The sequence below is a fragment of the Mesorhizobium sp. P171375 genome, assembly GCF_057786075.1.
The window spans coordinates 1572811-1595498 of record NZ_JBYNWF010000001.1 but is presented as its reverse complement, the minus strand read 5'-3'; the positions used below and the strand labels follow the sequence as shown (position 1 = coordinate 1595498).

The 22688-nt window shown below is 63.8% G+C and carries 20 protein-coding genes and 1 pseudogene; 11 read left to right on the top strand and 10 right to left on the bottom strand.

Features of this window, described 5'->3' with window-relative positions; all coding sequences use genetic code 11:
- Positions 1-48 precede the first annotated feature (48 nt).
- From ACYHH6_RS07795 to ACYHH6_RS07755, 9 genes are all read left to right on the top strand, one after another.
- A complete protein-coding gene (locus tag ACYHH6_RS07795) occupies positions 49-528 on the top strand; it encodes a formate dehydrogenase subunit gamma (protein ID WP_352582095.1) in 480 nt (159 codons plus the stop codon).
- Positions 525-2081 carry a formate dehydrogenase beta subunit gene (locus tag ACYHH6_RS07790; protein ID WP_352582097.1) on the top strand — a complete coding sequence of 519 codons (1557 nt, stop codon included), beginning with the start codon at positions 525-527 and terminating at the stop codon, positions 2079-2081. The genes ACYHH6_RS07795 and ACYHH6_RS07790 overlap by 4 nt, the downstream gene beginning before the upstream one ends.
- 10 nt (positions 2082-2091) lie before the next feature.
- Positions 2092-5004 (top strand): formate dehydrogenase subunit alpha, encoded by a 2913-nt coding sequence (fdhF, locus tag ACYHH6_RS07785; protein ID WP_352582099.1) that lies wholly within the window; start codon positions 2092-2094, stop codon positions 5002-5004.
- 2 nt (positions 5005-5006) lie between these two features.
- Positions 5007-5837, top strand: coding sequence for a formate dehydrogenase accessory sulfurtransferase FdhD (gene fdhD, locus ACYHH6_RS07780; RefSeq protein ID WP_352582101.1), 831 nt, complete (start codon positions 5007-5009; stop codon positions 5835-5837).
- Complete coding sequence (locus ACYHH6_RS07775; protein WP_352582103.1) at positions 5827-6141, top strand: formate dehydrogenase subunit delta; 315 nt, start codon at positions 5827-5829, stop codon at positions 6139-6141. The genes fdhD and ACYHH6_RS07775 overlap by 11 nt, the downstream gene beginning before the upstream one ends.
- A gap of 139 nt (positions 6142-6280) precedes the next feature.
- On the top strand, positions 6281-7834 hold the full coding sequence (locus ACYHH6_RS07770; RefSeq protein ID WP_352582105.1) for an alpha/beta fold hydrolase: 1554 nt from the start codon (positions 6281-6283) through the stop codon (positions 7832-7834).
- Between the two features lie 110 nt (positions 7835-7944).
- Positions 7945-8418, top strand: coding sequence for a carboxymuconolactone decarboxylase family protein (locus ACYHH6_RS07765; protein ID WP_352583260.1), 474 nt, complete (start codon positions 7945-7947; stop codon positions 8416-8418).
- Positions 8419-8494: 76 nt separating this feature from the next.
- Positions 8495-8857 (top strand): nuclear transport factor 2 family protein, encoded by a 363-nt coding sequence (locus tag ACYHH6_RS07760; protein ID WP_023688799.1) that lies wholly within the window; start codon positions 8495-8497, stop codon positions 8855-8857.
- Positions 8858-8867: 10 nt separating this feature from the next.
- Positions 8868-9182, top strand: coding sequence for a hypothetical protein (locus ACYHH6_RS07755; protein ID WP_352582106.1), 315 nt, complete (start codon positions 8868-8870; stop codon positions 9180-9182).
- Positions 9183-9202: 20 nt separating this feature from the next.
- On the opposite strand, the gene ACYHH6_RS07750 is transcribed toward ACYHH6_RS07755, so the two are convergent.
- The 10 genes and pseudogenes from ACYHH6_RS07750 to ACYHH6_RS07705 all read right to left on the bottom strand — a co-directional run bounded on the left by ACYHH6_RS07750 (position 9203) and on the right by ACYHH6_RS07705 (position 18922).
- Entirely contained in the window at positions 9203-9901 is a 699-nt protein-coding gene (locus ACYHH6_RS07750) for a hypothetical protein (RefSeq protein WP_352582108.1), read from the bottom strand.
- A 151-nt stretch (positions 9902-10052) separates the two neighbouring features.
- Positions 10053-11480 (bottom strand): gamma-aminobutyraldehyde dehydrogenase, encoded by a 1428-nt coding sequence (locus ACYHH6_RS07745; RefSeq protein WP_352582110.1) that lies wholly within the window; start codon positions 11478-11480, stop codon positions 10053-10055.
- Positions 11481-11506: 26 nt separating this feature from the next.
- Entirely contained in the window at positions 11507-12322 is an 816-nt protein-coding gene (locus ACYHH6_RS07740) for an ABC transporter permease (RefSeq protein ID WP_352582112.1), read from the bottom strand.
- Positions 12312-13280 carry an ABC transporter permease gene (locus ACYHH6_RS07735; protein ID WP_352582114.1) on the bottom strand — a complete coding sequence of 323 codons (969 nt, stop codon included), beginning with the start codon at positions 13278-13280 and terminating at the stop codon, positions 12312-12314. The genes ACYHH6_RS07740 and ACYHH6_RS07735 overlap by 11 nt, the downstream gene beginning before the upstream one ends.
- A complete protein-coding gene (locus tag ACYHH6_RS07730) occupies positions 13277-14275 on the bottom strand; it encodes an ABC transporter ATP-binding protein (RefSeq protein WP_352582115.1) in 999 nt (332 codons plus the stop codon). The genes ACYHH6_RS07735 and ACYHH6_RS07730 overlap by 4 nt, the downstream gene beginning before the upstream one ends.
- A gap of 177 nt (positions 14276-14452) precedes the next feature.
- Positions 14453-15606 (bottom strand): annotated as a pseudogene (locus ACYHH6_RS07725) (ABC transporter substrate-binding protein).
- Positions 15607-15815: 209 nt separating this feature from the next.
- Positions 15816-16727, bottom strand: a complete 912-nt coding sequence (locus ACYHH6_RS07720) for a LysR family transcriptional regulator (RefSeq protein WP_352582117.1) — start codon at positions 16725-16727, stop codon at positions 15816-15818.
- A gap of 80 nt (positions 16728-16807) precedes the next feature.
- Positions 16808-17425 carry a DedA family protein gene (locus ACYHH6_RS07715; protein WP_352582119.1) on the bottom strand — a complete coding sequence of 206 codons (618 nt, stop codon included), beginning with the start codon at positions 17423-17425 and terminating at the stop codon, positions 16808-16810.
- Positions 17422-18003, bottom strand: coding sequence for a class I SAM-dependent methyltransferase (locus ACYHH6_RS07710; RefSeq protein WP_352582120.1), 582 nt, complete (start codon positions 18001-18003; stop codon positions 17422-17424). Before ACYHH6_RS07710 ends, ACYHH6_RS07715 begins: the two co-directional genes overlap by 4 nt.
- A gap of 154 nt (positions 18004-18157) precedes the next feature.
- Positions 18158-18922, bottom strand: a complete 765-nt coding sequence (locus ACYHH6_RS07705; RefSeq protein WP_352582122.1) for a DeoR/GlpR family DNA-binding transcription regulator — start codon at positions 18920-18922, stop codon at positions 18158-18160.
- A gap of 428 nt (positions 18923-19350) precedes the next feature.
- Here ACYHH6_RS07705 and ACYHH6_RS07700 point away from each other — a divergent pair, with 428 nt between their 5' ends.
- Both ACYHH6_RS07700 and ACYHH6_RS07695 read left to right on the top strand, forming a co-directional pair.
- Complete coding sequence (locus ACYHH6_RS07700) at positions 19351-20235, top strand: phosphotransferase family protein (RefSeq protein WP_192249745.1); 885 nt, start codon at positions 19351-19353, stop codon at positions 20233-20235.
- Positions 20232-22685, top strand: a complete 2454-nt coding sequence (locus tag ACYHH6_RS07695; RefSeq protein ID WP_352582124.1) for a GcvT family protein — start codon at positions 20232-20234, stop codon at positions 22683-22685. Before ACYHH6_RS07700 ends, ACYHH6_RS07695 begins: the two co-directional genes overlap by 4 nt.
- Positions 22686-22688 lie beyond the last annotated feature (3 nt).

Genomic DNA, 22688 nt, shown 5'->3' with positions numbered 1-22688 from the left:
TTCGTAAGCACTTAGCGCGAGACCGCTATCGACCAGGGAGGGCGCTGCATGACGATGCAGCCTGCAAGTACCGAGATCCAGTCGCGCACGGCCGCGATCATCCAGGAGCTGAAGGACCTCGAGGGTCCACTGCTGCCGATCCTCCACGGCATCCAGGAAGAATTTGGCCACGTACCGCAGGACGCCGTGCCCGTCATCGCCGATGGGCTGAACCTGTCGAGGGCCGAGGTGCACGGTGTCGTGACCTTCTATCATGATTTTCGCGCCCGCCCGGCCGGCCGGCACGTGCTCAAGCTCTGCCAGGCGGAAGCCTGCCAGTCGATGGGTTCGGATGCGATCGCCGCAAAGGTCAAGCAGCTGCTCGGCATCGATTTCCATGAGACCACCCGCGACGGATCGGTTACACTTGAGCCTGTCTATTGCCTCGGGCTTTGCGCCTGTTCACCGTCGGCGATGCTGGATGGTAATGTGATCGGGCGGCTCGATGACGAGAAGATCGAAGAGATCGTCGCGGAGGTACGCTCATGATCCCGCGCATCTACATTCCAGGTGACTCCGGCGCGCTGGCGCTCGGCGCCGAAAAGGTCGCCAAGGCGATTCGTGCGGAACTGGCCGAACGAGGCGTCGAGGCCAAGATCGTGCGCAACGGCTCGCGCGGCGCCTATTTCCTCGAACCGATGGTCGAGGTCGCGACCGCCGAGGGCCGCGTCGCTTACGGGCCGGTGAAGCCTTCCGATGTCAAGAGCCTGTTCGACAGCGGCTTCCTCAAGGGTGGCCATCACAAGCGCTGGCTGGGCGCGCCTGACAAAATCCCGTTCCTGGCCAAGCAGACGCGCCTGACCTTCGCGCGTTGCGGCATCAACGACCCGCTGTCGCTCGACGCCTACAAGTCGCTCGGCGGACTGAAGGGCCTGCAGAACGCGGTGGCTATGGCGCCGCTCGACATCGTCAAGCAGGTCACCGAATCGGGCTTGCGCGGTCGCGGCGGCGCTGGCTTCCCGACCGGCATCAAGTGGAAGACGGTGCTTGATACCGCCGGCGAGCGTAAGTACATCGTCTGCAACGCCGACGAAGGCGACAGCGCCACCTTTGCCGACCGCATGATCATGGAGGGCGACCCCTTCGTGCTCATTGAAGGCATGACGATTGCCGGCATCGCCACCGGAGCGACCAAGGGCTTCGTCTATATCCGCTCGGAATATCCGCACGCGGTGGCTGTCATGAACAAGGCTGTCGAGGTCGCCCGCAAGGCAGGCGTGCTGGGCGTCAACGTGCTGGGTTCGCCCAACGCATTCGACATGGAAATCCGGGTCGGCGCCGGCGCCTATGTCTGCGGTGAGGAAACCTCGCTGCTGAACAGCCTTGAAGGCAAGCGCGGCGTGGTGCGCGCCAAGCCACCGCTGCCGGCGATCCAGGGATTGTTCGGCAAGCCGACGGTGATCAACAACGTCATCTCGCTGGCTTCGGTGCCGATCATCATGGACAAGGGTGCCGCCTTCTACAAGGATTTCGGCATGGGCCGCTCGCGCGGCACCATCCCGATCCAGATCGCCGGCAACGTCAAGCATGGCGGCCTGTTCGAGACGGCGTTCGGCCTGACGCTCGGCGAAATCGTCGACGACATCGGCGGCGGCACAGCGACTGGCCGGCCGGTGAAGGCAGTGCAGGTCGGCGGCCCGCTCGGCGCCTATTTCCCGCGCGCGCTGTTCGACACGCCGTTCGACTACGAAGAGTTCGCGAAGCGTGACGGGCTGATCGGTCATGCCGGCATCACCGTGTTCGACGATACCGCCGACATGCTGAAGCAGGCGCGCTTCGCCATGGAGTTCTGCGCCATCGAAAGCTGCGGCAAGTGCACGCCCTGCCGCATCGGCTCGACACGCGGGGTGGAAACCATCGACAGGCTTGCCGCCGGCATCGAGCCGGAAAAGAACCTGGCTCTGGTCACCGATCTCTGCAACACGATGAAGTTCGGATCGCTCTGCGCGCTGGGTGGCTTCACGCCCTACCCGGTGATGAGCTCGATCACCCATTTCCCCGAAGATTTCAAGCCTGGGCCGGCGCGCGTAGCTGCTGAATAGGAGCTGGCAGATGAATATCAAGGCCGACTTCCCGACACTCATCGAAGAACTCGACTACGGAACCCCGGAATCGAAGGCGCAAAAGCAGGTCACGCTGATCGTCGACGGCCGCAGTATCAGCGTGCCGGAGGGTACGTCGATCATGCGCGCGGCGATGGAAGGCGGGGTCGAGATTCCAAAACTCTGCGCCACGGACATGTTGGACTCGTTCGGCTCCTGCCGCGTCTGCCTCGTTGAGATCGAAGGGCGCGGCGGCACGCCGGCATCCTGCACGACGCCGGTCGGCGAAGGCATGGTGGTGCGCACGCAATCCGAGCGGCTCGACGCCATCCGCCGCGGTGTCATGGAGCTTTACGTCTCCGACCATCCGACCGGCTGGAACGAGAAGGCCGGTACCGGCGCCAGCGAGTTCGACGTTGTGGCGAAGTCGGTTGGCCTGACCGAAAACCGCTTCGGCATCGAGGGCCGCAACCACGTCAAGCAGGAAAATGGCGTGGCGCCCGGCCATGGCTCGCTGACCGTCGACTACATCGCCCGCGATGAGTCCAACCCCTATTTCACCTATGATCCGGCGCAGTGTATCGTCTGCTCGCGCTGCGTGCGGGCCTGCGAGGAGGTGCAGGGCACCTTCGCGCTGACGATCGAGGGCCGCGGTTTCGAATCGCGCATGGTCGCCGGCATGCATGAGGATTTTATTGCCTCCGAATGCGTGTCCTGCGGCGCCTGCGTGCAGGCCTGTCCGACCGATGCGCTGCGTGAAAAGACTGTGCTTGAGAAGGGCATGCCCGAGCGCTCCGCCGTCACCACCTGTGCCTATTGCGGCGTCGGCTGCTCTTTCAAGGCCGAAGTGAAGGGCGACGAAGTTATTCGCATGATGCCCTACAAGGACGGCAAGGCGAACCACGGCCACTCCTGCGTGAAGGGCCGTTTCGCCTATGGCTACGCGACCCACAAGGACCGCATCCTGTCGCCGATGATCCGGGAAAAGGTCAGCGATCCCTGGCGCGAGGTGAGCTGGGAAGAGGCAATCGCCCATACGGCCAAGGAATTCCGCCGTATCCAATATCAATACGGACGCACGTCGATCGGCGGTATCACGTCCTCGCGCTGCACGAATGAGGAGACCTATCTGGTGCAGAAGCTGGTGCGCCAAGGCTTCCGCAACAACAATGTCGACACCTGCGCCCGCGTCTGCCACTCGCCGACCGGTTACGGCCTCGGCCAGACCTATGGCACCTCGGCCGGCACCCAGGATTTCGATTCCGTCGACTTTACCGACGTCGCCGTCATCATCGGCGCCAATCCGGCTTCCGCGCATCCTGTGTTTGCTTCGCGACTGAAGAAGCGGCTGCGCCAGGGCGCCAAGCTGATCGTGCTCGATCCGCGCCGCACCGAAATGGTCAAGTCGGCGCATGTCGAGGCCGACTACCACCTGCCGCTGAAGCCCGGCACCAACGTGGCGGTGCTGACGTCGCTCGCGCATGTCATCGTCACCGAAGGGCTTTTCGACGAAGCCTTCATTCGCGATCGCTGCGACTGGACGGAGTTCCAGGACTGGGCCTCCTTCGTCGCTTTGCCGGAGAACAGCCCCGAGACCGTCGGCAAGCTTTCGGGCGTCGACCCGGAGCTGATCCGGGGTGCCGCGCGGCTCTATGCCAAGGGCGGCAATGGCGCGATCTATTACGGCCTCGGCGTCACCGAACACAGCCAGGGCTCGACCACCGTGATGGCTATCGCCAACCTCGCCATGGCGACCGGCAATATCGGCCGCCCGGGTGTCGGCGTGAACCCGCTGCGTGGCCAGAACAATGTCCAGGGCTCATGCGACATGGGCTCGTTCCCGCATGAACTGCCGGGCTACCGCCACATCTCCGGCGAAGCCGTGCGCGACATCTACGAGACTTTGTGGGGCGTGAAGCTCGACGACGAACCGGGCCTGCGCATCCCCAACATGCTGGATGCCGCTGTCGACGGCTCCTTCAAAGGCATCTACATCCAGGGCGAGGACATCCTGCAGTCCGATCCTGATACCAAGCACGTCGCGGCCGGCCTGGCGGCGATGGAATGCGTGGTCGTGCACGACCTGTTCCTCAACGAGACAGCGAACTACGCGCATGTCTTCCTGCCGGGCTCGACCTTCCTGGAGAAGGACGGCACCTTCACCAATGCCGAGCGCCGCATCAACATGGTGCGCAAAGTGCTGGAGCCGAAGGCGCGCTACGCCGACTGGGAAGCGACGCAGGAGCTTGCCCGTGCGATCGGGCTTGATTGGAACTACCAGCATCCCTCCGAGATCATGGACGAGATCGCCAAGACGACGCCAAGCTTCGCCGGCGTCTCTTTCGATCTGCTCGACCGTGTCGGATCGGTGCAATGGCCCTGCAACGAGAAGGCCCCGCTCGGTACGCCGATCATGCATATCGACGGCTTCGTGCGCGGCAAGGGCAAGTTCATCCGCACCGAATATGTGGCGACCGACGAGCGGACCGGGCCGCGTTTCCCGTTGCTGCTGACCACCGGCCGCATCCTCAGCCAGTACAATGTCGGTGCACAGACAAGGCGTACCGAAAACGTCATGTGGCACTCGGAAGACCGGCTGGAAATCCATCCGCACGACGCCGAAAACCGCGGCCTGCGCGATGGCGACTGGGTGCGGTTGACCAGCCGCTCGGGTGAGACGACGCTGCGTGCGCTGATCACCGACCGTGTGTCGCCCGGCGTGGTCTACACCACCTTCCACCATCCGGACACGCAGGCCAACGTCATCACCACCGACTTCTCCGATTGGGCGACCAATTGTCCGGAGTACAAGGTGACCGCGGTGCAGGTCGGCGCGTCGAACGGGCCTTCGGACTGGCAGCGCGACTACAACGAGCAGGCCGAGCAGAGCCGCCGCATCGCTCGGCTGCAGGCGGCCGAGTAGTCTTGGCCGCGCGCCGCAAAGCGACGACGCAGACCTCGCGGCTGGCGCACCGCGCCAGCGGCACGACCTCGGCCAACCGAATGGTGCCGGAGGAGACGCCGGTGGCGTTCTCCTTTGCTGGCACCACCCATGCGGTGATGATGGCGAGCCCGGCCGATTTCGAGGATTTCGCGCTCGGCTTCTCGCTGACCGAAGGCATCATCGCAGATCCCCAGGAGATCGAGGCGATCGAGGTCGAGGACCACGGCGCCGGCATCGACATCCAGATCCGGTTGAAGGACCAGGCCAATACGCGCTTCGAGGCGCGGCGCAGGCGCTTGGCCGGACCGGTCGGCTGCGGGTTGTGCGGCATCGAGTCCATCGAAGAAGCGATGCGCTCGGTCGACAAGGTCGGTGCGTCCAAGCTTACGCTTGAAGCCGATGACATTGTTCGCTCGGTCAGGCTGCTGTCGAAGGTGCAGCCTCTGCATTCGGAAACCGGCGCGGTGCATGCCGCGGGCTTCTACATCCCCGGCAAGGGAATTGTCATGGCGCGTGAGGATGTCGGCCGCCACAATGCGCTGGACAAGCTGGCCGGCGCGCTGGCCAGGGCCGGCATTGACGGCACCTCCGGTGCTGTCGTCGTGACCAGCCGCGTTTCGGTCGAGATGGTGCAGAAGACGGCGGCCATCGGCTCGGCTTTCATCATGGCTGTCTCGGCGCCGACCGCGCTTGCCATCCGCACAGCGGAAGAGGCAGGCATGACGCTGGTGGCGCTGGTGCGCGGCGACGATTTCGATGTTTTCACCCACCCGGAACGGGTGGTCTTGGGAGTTGCCCAGCATGTCGCATGACGAAGACCACATCACGAGCACCAGGGAAAAGCTGGTGCGGATGGCCAATCAGATCGCCGCCTTCTTCCATTCCAGGCCGCGCGAGGAGGGCGTGGTGGGTGTGGCCGAGCATATCAACAAGTTCTGGGAGCCGAGGATGCGGCGCCAGTTCTTCGAGATGCTGGACAGCGGCGGCGAAAATTTCGACGAGCTCGTCGTCGAGGCCTCGGCCCGGATCAAGCGGCCAAAGACCGAGGAGCAGGCCGATATGAGCATCGGCTACGTCCAGCCCACAGGTACAGAGAGCGCCGCTCCACAGAAATAGCCGGTCGCCAGAAATAACCGGGCGAACGCGGTTCGGGCCGCTAGGCTATATTCCTGTCTTCTAAAGTTTGGCTGCCGCAGGCGGTCCGTCTCTGCTATTGTCAGCGATCAGAAATCGTCTGGCCGGGCGGGATGTAGTCGTGAGGCCGATCGAGACGCGATATGCCCTCAGCGGCGACGTGCGGATCGCCTATCAGGTGATCGGCCAGGGATCGTTCGACCTGGTTTTCGTGCCCGGCTTCATCTCCAATCTCGACCTGCATTGGGAAGACGAGGGTTATACCAGGCTGTTGAAACGGCTCTCGGTGTTCTCGCGACTGATCCTGTTCGACAAGCGCGGCACCGGCCTGTCCGACCGCGTCGACCCACGCCATCTGCCCAGCTTGGAGACCCGCATGGACGATGTGCGCGCGGTCATGGATGCCACCGGCAGCGGCCGCGCCGCCCTGCTCGGCGCCTCCGAAGGCGCGCCGATGGCGATGCTGTTCGCAGCCACCTATCCGGAGCGGACACGGGCGCTGGCGCTTTATGGCGGCTACGCGCAATTCCACAAATGGGTGATGCCGCCCGAACGCCTCGAGGCCTTCATCGCGACCGCCGACACGGCCTGGGGCACCGGCGCCACTCTGCCCAACTTTGCGCCGGGCCGCGTCGATGACGCGCATTTCACCCAGTGGTGGGCGCGCTTCGAACGGCTGTCGGCCAGCCCGACGGCAGCGGCGGCTCTGGCCCGAATGAATGCCGGCATCGACGTGCGCGATGTGCTTTCGGCGATCAGCGCACCGACGCTGCTCATCCATCGCCGCAACGATGTGCGGGTCGACCCCGATGCCAGCCGCTTTCTGGCGAAAAAGATCGCGAATGCCCGACTGGTCGAAATCCCCGGGCGCGATCACCCGATCTGGACCGGCGATGTCGACCGGGTGGCCGACCTGATCGAAGAGTTTCTGACCGGCGAGCGCGCCGTGGCCGAAGCGGAGCGCGTGCTTGCCGCCCTTCTGGTGACACGCGTCTACGACACGGCGCGGGCGGGCGATCGCATGTGGAGCGAACGCAGCGAGCGCTTCCAGGAGAGCTGGCGGCAGTTGGTCGGCCGTCATGGCGGACGCGTCGCCGGCATCCATGGCGAATTGATGATCTCGCGCTTCGACGGGCCGGCGCGTGCCATACGCTGCGCGGCGGCACTTCGCGATGCGGCGCAACAGATGGGCATTGCAAGCGCCCAGGGCGCACATGTCGGCGAGGTCGAAATGCGCGGGCCGCCGATTGGGCTGATGGCACGGGTGACGATGCAGATCGCCGCCCATGCCGGGCGCGGCGACATTCTGGCGTCGCGGCTGGTCGCCGATCTGGCGGCCGGTTCCGGCCTGCATTTCATCGATGCCGGACGTGTCACGGTGGATGAGCTGGACGAGCCGCTGGCGCTGGTCCAGGTGACGTCGGAACAGCATCTCGAGCCGGCCTGCCGTCCCAAGGCCAGGCCTGCCGAGCCTGCTCAACTGACGGCGCGCGAAAGCGAGGTGGTGGGCCTGATCGCCGACGGCAAGAGCAATGCCGCAATCGCCGCCGAGCTGAGGCTGAGCGAGCATACGGTCAAGCGTCATGTCGCCAACATATTGCTGAAGCTCGACCTGCCGTCGCGGGCGGCGGCAGCGGCATTTTCCGCCAGGCACACTGGCCCGGACGGGCCATAGGAGCAATGGCGCTTTCGGGCGAAGCGGCCAAGGGCGCGCAGGCGCTACGAATTCTCTCCATGCAGGCCAGGCGAATGTCGCCGGGGAAAGCGCTGCGAACGGAGGACTATATGGTGAAGTCAAACCGGACACTCAAATCGCTGGTGATAGCGGCTGGCGTCGGCATGCTGTTCGCTGCTCCGGCAAAAGCCGATGAGGCGTCGGCGGCGGCCTACAAGGACATCGAGGCAACGCTCGGCTCGGTGCCGGACATGTTCAAGACGCTGCCGGATGTCGCGGTTGCCGGCGCCTGGGCCGAGATCAAGGGCGTTCAGCTCAACCCTAAGACCGCGCTCGACGGCAAGACCAAGGAGCTGATAGGGCTGGCCGTCGCCTCGCAGATCCCGTGCCAGTACTGCATCTATTTCCACACCGAGGCGGCCAAGCTCAATGGCGCGACCGATGAGGAGATCAAGGAGGCGATCGCGATGGCGGCCATCGTGCGCCACTGGTCGACGATGCTCAACGGCAGCCAGGTCGATTTCGCGACCTTCAAACAACAGACCGACGGCGTGTTCGCGGCTGTCAAAGCCAAGTCGCAGTGAAAGACCCTGCCCGGCGATGGGCGCCGGGCAGTGCTTCTGATCATCAACCGCCCGTCAACGGGCCATGGAGGAAAAAATGCTGACCAAGACGCAAAGCGTGGACGGCGCGGCGATCAAGAAAGCGATCGAAGGACGGGACGGCAGGATGCTGGCGAGCTTCTATGCCGACGATGCGCTGGTGCGGGTGATCGATCGCAACAACCCGCCGAGCAAGCCGCGCGAGATCCGCGGCCGGGCGGCGATCAGCACGTTCTGGGACGATATCTGCAGCCGGGCAATGACCCACAAGGTCGACACCACCATCGCCGATGGCGACAACCTCGCCTTCACCCAGGCCTGCGCCTATCCGGACGGAACGAAAGTGTTCTGCGCAGCGATGCTGGAGTTGAAGAACGGCCGCATTGCACGGCAGACCGTCGTGCAAGCCTGGGACGAGTAAGGAGGCCGACATGTTCAGCGCAAGATGGCAGATCGACGCCAAATTCGGGCACAAGCAGACCGTGCTTGACCTGCTCAAGAAATGGGAGCGCGAAATCGGCTCTCAGGTCGGCATCGCCGACCTCAAGTTCCAGATCATGACCGGTTCGATCGGCGCCCGGGAAGCGACGGTCGAATCGCATCACCAGGTCGAAAGCCTCGCCCAGTTGGAGGCGTTCTTCGCCAAGATCGGCAAGATCGATGCGCACGCCAAATGGGGCAAGGAGATGGAGCCCTATGTCGTGTCAGGCACCAGCCTCTGGAACATCTACCGCATCGTGGAGTAAGAAACTGCGAGTTTCGGCCGTTAGTCGCGGCGGCCGAAATTCGTTTTCTGCCCGGCGAAGCGGCCTTCCCTGGCCAATCCGGCTGCCGCGACACGCGCCGGCTGATTGGGTAGCGTGGCCTGCTTGGCAAGGGCGGCCGCTATCAGGGCGTCGGCCTGGCGGGCGCGTTGGTCCGCGCCGGCATCCCCGGCAAGGTTGCCGGCCACAGCGTAGGCCGCTGCCCGCCGGCGCGGCTTGAAAGCAAGATAGAGAAGCAGCGCGCCGAGCAATCCGCCGCCGATGACGATCGTCAGACGCGCGCCAGTCATGCCGGTGCGCTCGATCTGGGTCGGGTTGGCGGGGTTCTGGACGACGGTGAGCTTGTCGCCGACCTGCGGCTCGCGGCCGCCGTCCTTGTTCAGCTCCATCGTCGCCTCGACGGCATCGGCGCCGGTGCCGACGCGCAAGGTGCCGGTGAATTTCTGCTTCACCTTCCACTCTTTGTCGGCATGAACCGTCTTGAACGCGTCAACCAATTCGCAGGGGATCGTGGCGGTGCTGACAGTCTTGTAGACGATCTTGTGCGCAGTCGATTCCATGTCGCATTCGACGTTGACCACGAGGACTTCGGCCGGCACTTCCGGCCAACCGCCTTTCTTCAGCATGTCCTTGCCGCCGAAGAAGGCCATCACCAGGCAGAAGCCACCAATCATGACCAGCTTGATCTTGGTCGTACTCATGCGCAAACCCCTCGCCGCGCGGTTTCTCGGCAAGGAGGCTGCTCGTTCAGGTTGAACATTCAGTAAACCGTGAACTCTCGCTGTGCCGCGAAAGTAACTCAGGCTTAATACGCAGAAAACGGCAGGACGAATATTTTAGAGATAGTATCTGCTACCCGTGAGCCACCATAACATGACGCACAGCAGTGTAGTCCTCCAGCGCGTAGAGCGACATGTCCTTGCCGTAGCCCGACTGCTTCAGTCCGCCATGCGGCATCTCGTTGGTCAACATGAAGTGAGTGTTGATCCAGGTGCAGCCGTACTGAAGACGAGCAGCCGTCGCCATGGCGCGCGAGACGTCCTTGGTCCACACCGATGACGCCAGACCATAGTCGCTGTCATTGGCCCAATTCACGGCCTCGTCGACCTCGGAGAAGCGGGTGATCGAGACGACCGGGCCGAAGACTTCGCGGCGCACGATTTCGTCTTCCTGCAGCGCGCCGGCAACGACGGTCGGCTGGTAGTAAAAGCCGGAGCCCTCGCCCGGCTTGCCGCCGGTGGTGATCTCGATGTGCTTCAATTCCGAAGCGCGTTCGACGAAGCTTGACACGCGGTCGCGCTGGCGGCGCGAGATCAGCGGACCGATCTCGTTTTCGGTGTCGTCCGGCTGGTTGTACCTGATGGTCGAGACAGCCGAGGACAGTTCGGCGACGAGCTTGTCGTAGATCTTCTTGCCGGCATAGATGCGGCAGGCCGCGGTGCAGTCCTGGCCGGCATTGTAATAGCCGAAGGCGCGCAGGCCGTTGACCACCGCGCCGAGGTCGGCGTCGTCGAAGACGATGACCGGCGCCTTGCCGCCGAGCTCCAGATGGGTGCGCTTGACCGATTTGGCGGCCGCCTGCAGCACCTTCTTGCCGGTGGCGACATCGCCGGTGATCGAGATCATGTTGACCTTGGCGTGATTGATCAGCGTGTTGCCGACGCTGTCGCCACGGCCGAGCACGACGTTCACGACACCTCCGGGCAGCACCTCTGCCAGGATCCTGGCCAGCTTCAGCGCCGTCAGCGGCGTCTGCTCCGACGGCTTGAAGACGACGGTGTTGCCGCCGGCAATCGCCGGCGCCAGCTTCCACGCCATCATCATCAGCGGATAGTTCCACGGCGCGATCGAGGCGACGATGCCGATCGGGTCGCGCCGCACCATCGAGGTGTGGCCGGGCAGATATTCGCCGGCGACTACGCCGGGCATCGAACGCACCGCACCGGCAAAGAAACGGTAGCAGTCGACGATTGCGGGGATTTCGTCATTGAGCACGGCATTGATCGGCTTGCCGCAGTTCAGCGCCTCGAGAGCGGCGAATTCCTTGGCCTCGGCCTCGATGCGGTCGGCGATCTTGAGGAGATGGGCCGAGCGCTGCGCCGGCGTGGTTCGCGACCAGGTGATGAACGCCTTTTCGGCGGCAGCCACCGCCGCCTCGATCTGGGCGGGGCTTGCTTCCGGCAGGTTGAGAATGGTCGCCCCGGTCTTTGGATTGAGGATCGGCTCCTCGGTCTCGGCGCCGTTCTCGAATTTCGAGCCGATCAGCATCTGGGTGTCCATGGACGTCTCTCCCTTACGAACTGACGTTATTTGCCCGAACCGGCGATCTGGTCGCCGTCGCGGGTGAGGTAATAGGCAAACAGGATGGGCAGCAGCGTCACCAGCACCACGACCATGGCCACGACATTGGTGACCGGGCGCTGGCGCGGACGGATCAGTTCCTCCAGCATCCAGATCGGCACGGTCTGCTGCTGGCCGGCGGTGAAGGTGGTGACGATGACCTCGTCGAAGGACAGCGCGAAGGCCAGCATGCCGCCGGCAAGCAGTGCGGTGGCGATGTTGGGCAGCACGACATGCCGGAAGGTCTGGAAACCGTCAGCGCCGAGATCCATCGAGGCCTCGATCATCGAGCCCGAGGTGCGGCGGAAGCGGGCAACCGCATTGTTGTAGACGACGACGACGCAGAAGGTGGCGTGGCCGAGCACGATCGTCCAGAACGAGAACGGGATATCGGCCAGCGAGAAGGCCGAGCGCAGCGCGATGCCGGTGATGATGCCGGGCAGCGCTATCGGCAGGATGACCAGCAGCGAAATGGTCTCGCGGCCGAAGAATTTTGTCCGCGACACGGCGGCGGCGCACAGCGTGCCCAGTATCAAGGCAATCGCCGTCGAGATGGCGGCGACGCGGACCGAAAGCGACAGCGCCTGCCAGACATCCGGCCGGTTCCAGGTGACGGCGAACCATTGCGTGGTCAGCCCCGGCGGCGGCCAGACGAAGCTCTTCTCTTCCGTGGTGAAGGCGTAGACGAAGATCAAGAGGATCGGCAGATGCAGGAAGAGCAGGCCGCAGGCGGCTGCGATCTTGAGGCCAAGCGGGGCGGATTGCGAACGGTCAGAGCGCATCGAAGGCCCCCATGCGCTTGGCGCCCCAGAGGTAGAAACCCATGATGATGATGGGCACCACCGTGAAGGCTGCGGCGAGCGGGATGTTGCCGGCGGTGCCCTGCTGCGAATAGACGGCCTGGCCGATGAACAGCCGCGACGTGCCGATGATCTGCGGGATGATGTAGTCGCCCAGCGTCAGCGAGAAGGTGAAGATCGAGCCGGCGACGATGCCGGGCAGTGCCAGCGGGAACAGCACGTTGCGGAAGGTCTGGCCCGGCGACGCCCCAAGATCGGAGGAGGCCTCGACCAGATTGCCGGGCACGCGCTCCAATGCCGCCTGCACCGGCAGGATCATGAAGGGCAGCCAGACATAAACGAAGACGATGAAGGTGCCGGTGGCGGAGACCGACAGCGAATTGCCGCCCACGACCGGCAGCGACAGCCAGCCATCGAGCACCCAGAGCAGATGCAATTTGGCGAGCAGCCAGGTCAGAATGCCTTCCTTGGCGAGGATCAGTTTCCAGGCATAGATCTTGACCAGGTAACTCGACCACAGCGGCAGCATGACGCCGAGATAGAACAGCGCCTTCCAGCGGCCACGGGCATAGCGCGCCGCGTAGTAGGCGATTGGGAAGGCGATGATGGCCGAGGCCAGCGTGACCAGCGCCGCCATCGTCACCGTGCGCAGGATGATGTCGAGATTGGCGGCCTGGAACAGGTCGCCATAGGTCTTCAGGGTGAACTCATGGTTGATGAGGCCGGAGAATTCGTCGATCGAGAAAAAGCTCTGTGCCAGCAGCGCGAACAGAGAGCCGATATAGACGACGCCCAGCCACAGAACCGGCGGCAGCAGCATAAGGAAGAGTAGGAGCTGCGGCCGACGCCAGAAAAGGTCCGACAGCGCACCACGCATGCCACCGCTGCCGGGCAGGATGGCGGGAGCAGTGGCGCGCGGCATGGCGGCGTCGAGGCTCATGCCGGCTCGTCCATCAGATGCAGATGCTCGCGGTTGAAGGTCAGCACCACCGCTTCGCCTTCCGCCGGCAATTTTGTGCCGGCCGGCACGATGGCGTGCAGCCTGAGCCCATCTGCGTCAAGCGCCAGCTTAGTGGTGGCGCCGAGATAGTTGGTTCCGACCAGGCGCGCGGCAACGCCATCGCCTTTCGCAGCGCGGCCTATGCGGATGGATTCAGGGCGCAAGCTGCCCCAGCGGTGCTGGCCGGAGTAACGCTGGACGAAATCCGGCGGCAGCACGTTGGACGAGCCTACGAAATCGGCGACGAAACGTGTCTTCGGACGCTGGTAGATGTCTTCCGGCGTGCCGATCTGCATGATCTTGCCGTCATTGAAAACGGCGACGCGATCCGCCATCGACAGCGCCTCGCCCTGGTCGTGGGTGACGAAGACGAAGGTGATGCCGAGCGCCTTCTGCAGCGATTTCAGCTCTTCCTGCATGTTCTCGCGAAGCTTGAGGTCGAGCGCGCCGAGCGGCTCGTCGAGCAATAGCACCTTGGGCTGGTTGACCAGCGCACGAGCAAGCGCGACGCGCTGGCGCTGGCCGCCGGAGAGCTGGCCGGGACGGCGGGCGCCATAGCCGGGCAGACGCACCAGCGACAGCGCCTCTTCCGCCGCCTTCTGCCGTTCGGCCTTGCCTACGCCCTTGACCATCAGCCCGTAGGCAACGTTGTCGAGCACGTTCAGATGCGGGAACAGCGCGTAGTCCTGAAACACCGTGTTGACGTTGCGGCGATAGGGCGGCACGCCCTCGGCGCGCTCGCCGAAGATGGAGATCGAACCCGAGGTCGGCTGCTCGAAACCGGCGATGAGGCGCAGACACGTGGTCTTGCCCGAACCGGACGGGCCGAGCATGGCGAAGAACTCGCCCGGAACGATGTCGAGATCGACCGCATCGACGGCGCGCACGCTGCCAAAATGGCGAGAGACTTTCTGGAAGGAAACGGCCGAGGTCATGGGCTGCCAGTCTGTTGCCTGGTTGATCTTCTGATGTCGCGCGCGACCCTACCTCCCCCTTGATGGGGGAGGTCGCGGCGAAGCCGCGGGTGGGGGTGATTAGCACCAACGTTCGTGCTGCCCCCACCTCGACGCTGCGCGTCGACCCTCCCCACAAGGGGGAGGGTAAAGGCGAAATTACCGCCCGCCGATGACGCCGATATAGTCCGACACCCAGCGGTAATAGGGCACGCACTGGTCGTTCTGGGTGGCGCACTTCGAGACCGGCGTCTTCCAGAACTTGATCTTGTCGAAATTGTCGTAGCCGTTGGTCTTGCAGCCTTCGTCGGTCAGAAGCTCGTTGCCCTTGCAGGCGGCGGGCACGACCGGCAACGAACCAAACCAGGCCGAGACGTCGCCCTGCACCTTGGGCGACAGCGAATGCTCGAGCCACATATAGGCGCAGTTCGGGTGGGCGGCGTCGGCTTCCATCATGGTGGTGTCGGCCCAGCCGGTGACGCCTTCTTCCGGCACGGTCGAGGCGACCGGCTTCTTGGCGGCGACCAGCGTGTTGACCTGGTAGGGCCACGAACCGGAAGCGACGACGCCTTCGTTCTGGAAGTCGTCGACCTGGATGGCGGCGTCATGCCAGTAACGGCCGACCAGCGTGCGCTGGACGCGCAGCAGGTCGAGCGCGGCCTTGTATTGTCTTCGTTGAGTTCGTAGGGATTCTTGATGCCGAGTTCCGGCTTGTGGAACATCAGATAGTTGGCGGCGTCGGCAATGTGGATCGGACCGTCATAGGCCTGGACGCGGCCCTTGTTCGACTTGCCGTCGGGCAGGTTCATTTCCTCGAAGACGATGTTCCAGCTCTTGGGCGCTTCCTTGAAGACATCGGTGTTGTACATCAGGACGTTCGGGCCCCACTGATAGGGGACGCCGTAGTGCACCTTGTCGACGGTGAACCAGGGCGCATCCTTCAGCCGGTCGTCGACGCTCTTCCAGCTCGGGATGAGATCGGTGTTGATCGGCTGCACGCGCTTGCCGGCGACAAGGCGCAGCGAGGCGTCGCCCGAAGCGGTGACCAGGTCGAAGCCGCCCTCGTTCATCAGCGAGACCATCTCGTCGGAGGTGTTGGCGGTTTTGACGTTGACCTTGCAGCCGCTCTCCTTCTCGAAGGAGGTCACCCAGTCATAACCCTTGTCGGTTTCGCCGCGCTCGATATAGCCGGGCCAGGCAACGATGCTGACCTCGCCTTCGCCCTTGCCAAGCTCCTTGACCTGGGCGACGGCCTGACCGGAAAAGGTCAGCGCGACCGTCAAAGCCGTGCACGTCTTCAGAAATGAATTCATCGTCAATCTCCCATTTGGCGCCTGACTGCGAAGCCGGTCTTCGCTGCGGTCAGCCGCAGGCTGAAAAGTGTCAGTTCGTCCGATGGACACTTACCGCTCTAGCGGCGGTTCGATCCCTGAAATGAAAAGTGCTTGGAAAATTCCGGTTTCGCAAATTGATTTATCAGAAACACGATATCGGTTTTTCCGATAGATAGCTGCACATCCGATCAACGCTGCTGACGTACTGTACGCTGCGATTGGGCAAGGCCGATGAAGTCGCGCGCCGCCTGCGGCAGGCCGGAGCCGCGGCGCCAGACCATGCCGACCTGGACGACCGGCAAAGTGCCTGAAATATCACGCGATTCTATGCGGTCGCCTTCCAGCGACCAGGGCCGATAGACGAGGTCGGGCAGCAGCGCCACACCGGCGCCGGTGGCGACGAGGCTGCGCACCGCTTCGACCGAGCGGGTGCGGAAGGCGACATGCGGCTTGGCGCCGATCGCCGCCAGAAGCTTGCCGGTGCTTTCCTCGATCTCGTCGACGGTGGGCATGATCAGCGGTTCGCCAGCAATGTCGCCAATGCCGATAATGTCGGCGCTGGCCAGCTTGTGGCTGAGCGGCACCCACAGCCGGTAGGCCGAGACTTCGAGGATTTCCGACTGCAGCGCCGTGCGGTCGCGCAAATTGGAGGTGACCATGACGGCGATATCGAGCTTGCCGCCGATCAGCAGGTGCTCGAGATAGTCGCCATTGTCCTCGATGGCCGAGACATCGACGCCGGGATAGGCGCGGCGGTAGCGCGCCAGAAGATCGGACAGCACATAGCCGGCGACCAGCGAGGTGACGCCGAGCTGCAGCCGGCCGCCCGCCACCACCTGGTCGTCAGAGAAAGCCCGGCGCGCGTCGGAAACATCGGCCAGGATCTTGGTGGCATGGCGCAAGAACTGGTGGCCTTTGTGAGTGATGTTGAGGCCGCGCGGATGGCGCTCGAACAGTTCAACGCCGAGATCGCTTTCCAGCTCCTTGATCGCTTCGGTGACCGAGGATTGCGAGATGGAGAGGTTTTGTGCCGCGCCTGACACCGTGCCCTGCTCGGCGACGGCAATGAAGAACTGCAACTGGCGGATGGTGAAGGCCATGGCCGGACTAAACACCGGCGCAGCAGCGAAGGAAAGCCGGCGCCGGGTTTATCCCTAGCAGGATATCTGGCGCGGTGCGCTCAGCCGAACAACAGCCTGATGCGCCGCCGCCACGCCGGGCCATAACGCAAGGCAAGCATGAAGGTCGCTTCCAGCGCCACCACGATGACGATGATGCGAAAGCCGATGGCATAGGAATCCCTGCCGCTGCCGCGCATGAGGTAGCCGGTGATGAGAAAGCCGGTGTTCCACAAAGTGGCACCGAGGAACGTCGTCGCCGCGAAGGGCAATAGCGGCAGGCGAAGCGCGCCGGCAGCGATCGGCAGGTAGTTGCGAACCGTCGGAATGAACTGCGCCAGCAAGGAGACCCGTATGTGATGGCGGCGGTAGGCCTCGCCGAGCCTGGAGTAGGTCGCATAGCGCAGGCAGACATATTTGCCGAAACGCTCTACCAGCCTGTCAGCGCGATCCAATCCAATGCGACGGCCCACTCCATACCAGACAAGGCAGCCCGTGATGGCGGACAGCGTGGTCACCAGGAGCAGGACCGTCAGCCTCGATAGATCAGGGGCTGCCGTCATGCCGAGGAACAGCAGCAGCACATGCGAGGGCGGCAGCGGCAGAATCTTTTCGGTAAAGGCGAGGCAGGCGACGCCGAGCAGCCCGAGGCCCAGGATCGCCGACAGCGGATCGGTCATGAGAAACGCCAGTCATAGGTTTTGATCCTGGACACCTTATACACCGTCGCCGGCGGGAAGTTGCGGAAGGTGCGGCCAAGCCGGGTCGCTTCCAGGTCGAGCCTGTCGAGGTCGAAAGGGCAGCGGCTGCCTAATGTGTACTGATAAAGGGCCGCGCCCGGCCGCAGAGCGTCGAACACGCCTTCCAGTATAGCGAAAGCCTTGCGCGGTGACATCAGCCGAAACGGCAATCCGCTGATGGCGGCCCCCACCACCGGGCTGTCGAACAGAGGAGGATGACGCAGACCGACCGCATCCATCTCGAAGATGCGCGCGGCGGGAAAGCGGCGCGTCAGAAGCGAGGCAAAGTCCGGGTCGGCTTCGATCAGAGTCAAGTCCTGCTCCCTGACACCACGCGCGAGCAACGCCCGCGTGAACGGACCGGTGCCAGGTCCAAGCTCCAGCACCGGACCGGTCTCGGGACCGATCTCGCGCGTGATCAGGGCCGCAAGGCTGGAACTGGAGGGCGTGACCGAGCCAAGCCGGAGCGGCGCCAGCGTCCAGGCCATGAGGAAAGACAAGGCGTCGCTTGCAGGCATGGTGACCTCACTGCTGATGCAGGCGATTCGCTTGGGCCCGCATTTCGATGAGGCGCTGTTTGCGGCTATGGGATTGCATGAACATTGCGAGCCGCAGGCTTGAGCGAAAGATTTGTCGGGAAACGCTCTCCGGTGCCCGGGGGATCAGAATTCGCTAACCGGCTGCGATGCTAAGGCGTGCACCAGCCTCCGCCAGGGCAGCGGCAATGTCGCGCGGCGGCGGCTGGTCGGTGGCGAGTTCGGAAAAACCGTCGAAGCCGCAGACCTGGACCAGCCCCTGGCGGCCGAATTTTGTGTGGTCGGTGATGACCAGCGAGCGCTGGCCGCGCGACAGCACCATGCGGGCGAATTCCGCCTCTTCCAGATCATAGTCCGCCAGCCCTGCGGCGGCGTCCACCGCGCCGATCGAAATCACCGCGTGGCTGACCGAGAAGCGGCTGACGAAGTCGATGGCCGAGGCGCCGAAGGCTGCACCGGAATCGCTGCGCAGCTCGCCACCTGCCATATAGACCTTGTTGCCGTTGACCGTGGCCAGCGTGCGGGCGATGTCGGACGAGTTGGTGACCACCGTCAGTCGTCGGTGGCCAAGCAGCTCGCGGGCGAGGAACGACGTCGTGGTGCCGGTGTCCAGCATCACCGACTCGCCGTCCCGGATAGTGGCGGCGACCATGCGGGCAATTAGCCGCTTGGCCTCGGCATTGTCGCGCATGCGCCGTTCGAACGGCGCCTCGCCGGTCATCGACGGCAGGCCGATGGCGCCATGCATCTTCAGCACCGAGCCATTGCCGGTGAGCGGCTTGACATCACGGCGCACGGTTTCAAGCGAGACCCCCAGCCGGTCCGCCAGGCTGGCGATGGTGACGGTACCCTCTTCCTTCAGGAGACGGAGGATTTCGCCATGCCGTTTCGAATGGATCATGTGGCCTCTCGAATTCTGCGATCTGCCCGGTTTTAGGGCAATACAGACGTTTTTAAAGGAATTGCAGGCGGTTTCGGGCAAAACACCCAAAAAAAGTCACAACATTTGATTGACACCCGAGCGGCACTGGCGTGACATTGATCGCGTGACAGGCTTCGGAACTGCCACGGGAGGGTGATGGCAGAGCCGCAATTCACGGACCGGACCGTCTGGCCAGACCGTCTGGGATTGATCTGGCACAAAGGCTTTTCAAATCCGCGGGGGCGGAGACCGGGTATCAAAACCTGGCCAAAGGGGCTCGTCGGTGCGGCGCGGGACGGGAGAGTCCCGGCGTCCCGCACCGACGAGATTTTTGCGTTCCCCCAACCCTCTTTGCGCGGCGCGCCGCGTTGTCGAAGCTCCGCCAAATTACAAATCAGGGGTGGCCCGTGACTGCTGAAGATCGCATCCGGGCCCTGCCCTGCTGGAACGGCAGCGTCGACATTGCACCGCTGCCGGGCGGCCTCAGCAACGCAAACTACCTAGTCAAGGACGCGGCCGGGCGGCACGTCGTGCGTCTCGGCCAGGACTATCCGTTCCACCACGTCTTTCGCGACCGCGAGGTGATGACATCGCGGGCTGCGCATGAAGCGGGCTTCGCGCCGGCGGTTCGATATTCTGAACCTGGCATCATGGTCACGGAATTCCTCGGCGCAAAAACCTATGTCGCAGAAGACGTGCGCGCCAATATCGGCCGGGTGGCCGCGCTCATGCGCGGGTTCCATCGCGAGATGCCCAACCACATTTCCGGCGCCGGCTTCATGTTCTGGGTCTTCCATGTCATCCGCGACTATGCGCGCACACTGAGCGAAGGCGGCAGCCGCAAGCGCGACGAGCTGCCACGGCTTTTGGCGCTGGCCGACGAGTTGGAGCGGGCGCAGAAACTGCTGCCGATCGTGTTCGGCCATAACGATCTTTTGCCGGCGAATATTCTTGACGACGGTGACAGGCTATGGCTGATCGACTTCGAATATGCCGGCTTCAACACCGCGATGTTCGATCTTGCCGGTGTTGCCTCCAATGCCGAGATGAGCGACGCCGAGTCCTTCGCCTTCCTCACCGCCTATTTCATGCGCGAGCCGGATGAGGCTATCCGTCGTTCTCATGCGGCCATGCAATGCGCATCACTGTTGCGCGAGGCGATGTGGAGCATGGTTTCCGAGCTTTATCTCGATGCGCCCGGCATCGACTACGTCGCCTATACCGAAGAGAACCTGACGCGGCTCGACGCAGCGCTGGACAATTACCGCACGAAATACGGAACACGGCCATGACCTTGCCAACGCAAGCCGGCATCGTCGTCATCGGCGGTGGCATTATCGGCTGTTCGACGGCCTATCATCTGGCGCGCGACCACAAGGCCGATGTCGTGCTGCTGGAGCAGGGCAAGCTGACCTCCGGCTCGACCTGGCATGCGGCCGGGCTGGTCGGACAGCTGCGCTCGTCGGCCTCGATCACCCGGGTGCTCAAATATTCGGTCGAGCTCTACAAGGGGCTGGAGGCCGAGACCGGGCTCGCCACCGGCTGGAAGATGACCGGGTGCCTCAGGCTTGCCACCAACGCCGACCGCTGGACCGAATACAAAAGGCTGGCGACGACAGCAAAAAGCTTCGGCATGGACATGCAGTTGCTGTCACCGACTGAGGTGAAAAAGATGTGGCCGCTGCTGGAGACCAGCGACCTCGTCGGCGCGAGTTGGCTGCCGACCGACGGCCAGGCCAGCCCCTCCGACATCACGCAGTCGCTGGCCAAGGGCGCGCGCATGCATGGCGCCAAGCTGTTCGAGGATGTTCGCGTCACCGGCTTCGACATGAAGGAAGGGCGCATCACCACTGTGAAGACCAACAAGGGCGACATCGCCTGCGACAAGGTGGTGAACTGCGCCGGGCAATGGGCGCGCCAGGTTGGCGCGATGGCCGGCATTTCCGTGCCGCTGCAGCCGGTCAAGCACCAGTACATCATCACCGAGAAGATCGACGGCTTGGCGACCGACGCGCCGACCATCCGCGACCCCGACCGACGCACCTATTTCAAGGAAGAGGTTGGCGGCCTGGTGATGGGCGGCTATGAGCCGAACCCGCAGGCCTGGGCAACCGGCTTGCCTGGCGGCGACGTCCCCGATGACTGGGAGTTCCGGCTGTTCGACGACGATTACGATCATTTCGAACAGCATATGAGCCAGGCGATCGCGCGCGTGCCGGCGCTGGAGCGGGCCGGCGTCAAGCAGATGATCAACGGACCGGAAAGTTTTACGCCGGATGGCAATTTCATCCTCGGCGTCGCGCCCGAATGCGCCAACATGTTCGTCGGCGCCGGCTTCAACGCCTTCGGTATTGCGTCGGGTGGCGGTGCCGGCTGGGTGCTGGCGCAATGGGTGGTCGACGGCGAGGCGCCGCTCGACCTCTGGGTGGTCGACATCAGGCGCTTCTCCGGCCTGCACCGCGACCGGCAATGGGTCAGCGACCGCACGCTGGAAGCCTATGGCAAGCACTACACGATCGGCTTTCCGCATGAGGAGTACCTATCGGGCCGGCCGCGCATCGTCTCGCCGCTCTATGAGCGGTTGAAGCAGCATCGCGCCGTGTTCGGCTCGAAGCTTGGCTGGGAGCGTCCGAACTGGTTCGCGCCCGAGGGCACCGAGCCTGAAGACATCTATTCGATGGGCCGTCAAAACTGGTTCGCGCCCGTCGGTGATGAGCACCGGCATGTGCGCGAAAAGGTCGGTATTTTCGATCAGTCCTCCTTCGCCAAATACGAGATGACGGGTGCGGACGCACAGAAGGCGCTGGACTGGATCTGCGCCAACGACGTCGCCAAGCCTGTGGGACGGCTGACATATACCCAGCTTCTCAACACGCGCGGCGGCATCGAGGCCGACCTGACGGTGGCAAGGCTCGCCGAGGACAAATTCTACATCGTCACCGGCACCGGCTTCCGCACGCACGACCTCTCCTGGATCGGCGACCATGTCGGCAAGGAGCTCGACGTGACGTTGAAAGATGTCACCGAGGATTTCGGCACGCTGTCGCTGATGGGGCCGCGCGCCCGCGACGTGCTTGCGGCGGTCACCGAGGCGGATGTCTCGAATGCCGCCTTCCCGTTCGGTCATATCAGAGAGATCGCCATTGCCGGCCACACGGTTCGGGCGCTGCGCGTCACCTATGTCGGCGAGCTTGGCTGGGAGCTGCATGTGCCGATCGCCGCCACCGGCGAAATCTTCGATGCGCTGATGGCGGCGGGCGAGCCGCACGGCATCCGCCCGGTCGGCTACCGGGCGCTGGAATCGCTGCGGTTGGAGAAGGGCTATCGTGCCTGGGGTTCCGACATCACGCCCAACGACACGCCGCAGGAAGCCGGCCTCGGCTGGGCGGTGAAGCTGAGGAAGAACACCGATTTCGTCGGCCGCCGGGCGCTCGAAAAGATCAGCGGCAGCGAACTGAAGAAACGCTTTGCCGGCTTCACTGTCGACGATCCCGATATCGTTCTCGTCGGGCGCGAGACGATTCTGCGCAATGGCGAACCGGTCGGTTACCTCACCAGCGGCGGCTATGGCTACACGGTGGCTAAGAACATCGGCTATGGCTATGTGCGCAATGCCGACGGCGTCAGCGACGACTTCCTCAGCTCAGGCGACTATGAGCTGGTGGTGGCGATGGAGCGGACGCCGGCCGAAATCCATCTCGAGCCGATGTACGATCCGACGATGAGCAAGATCAAGGTATAGATC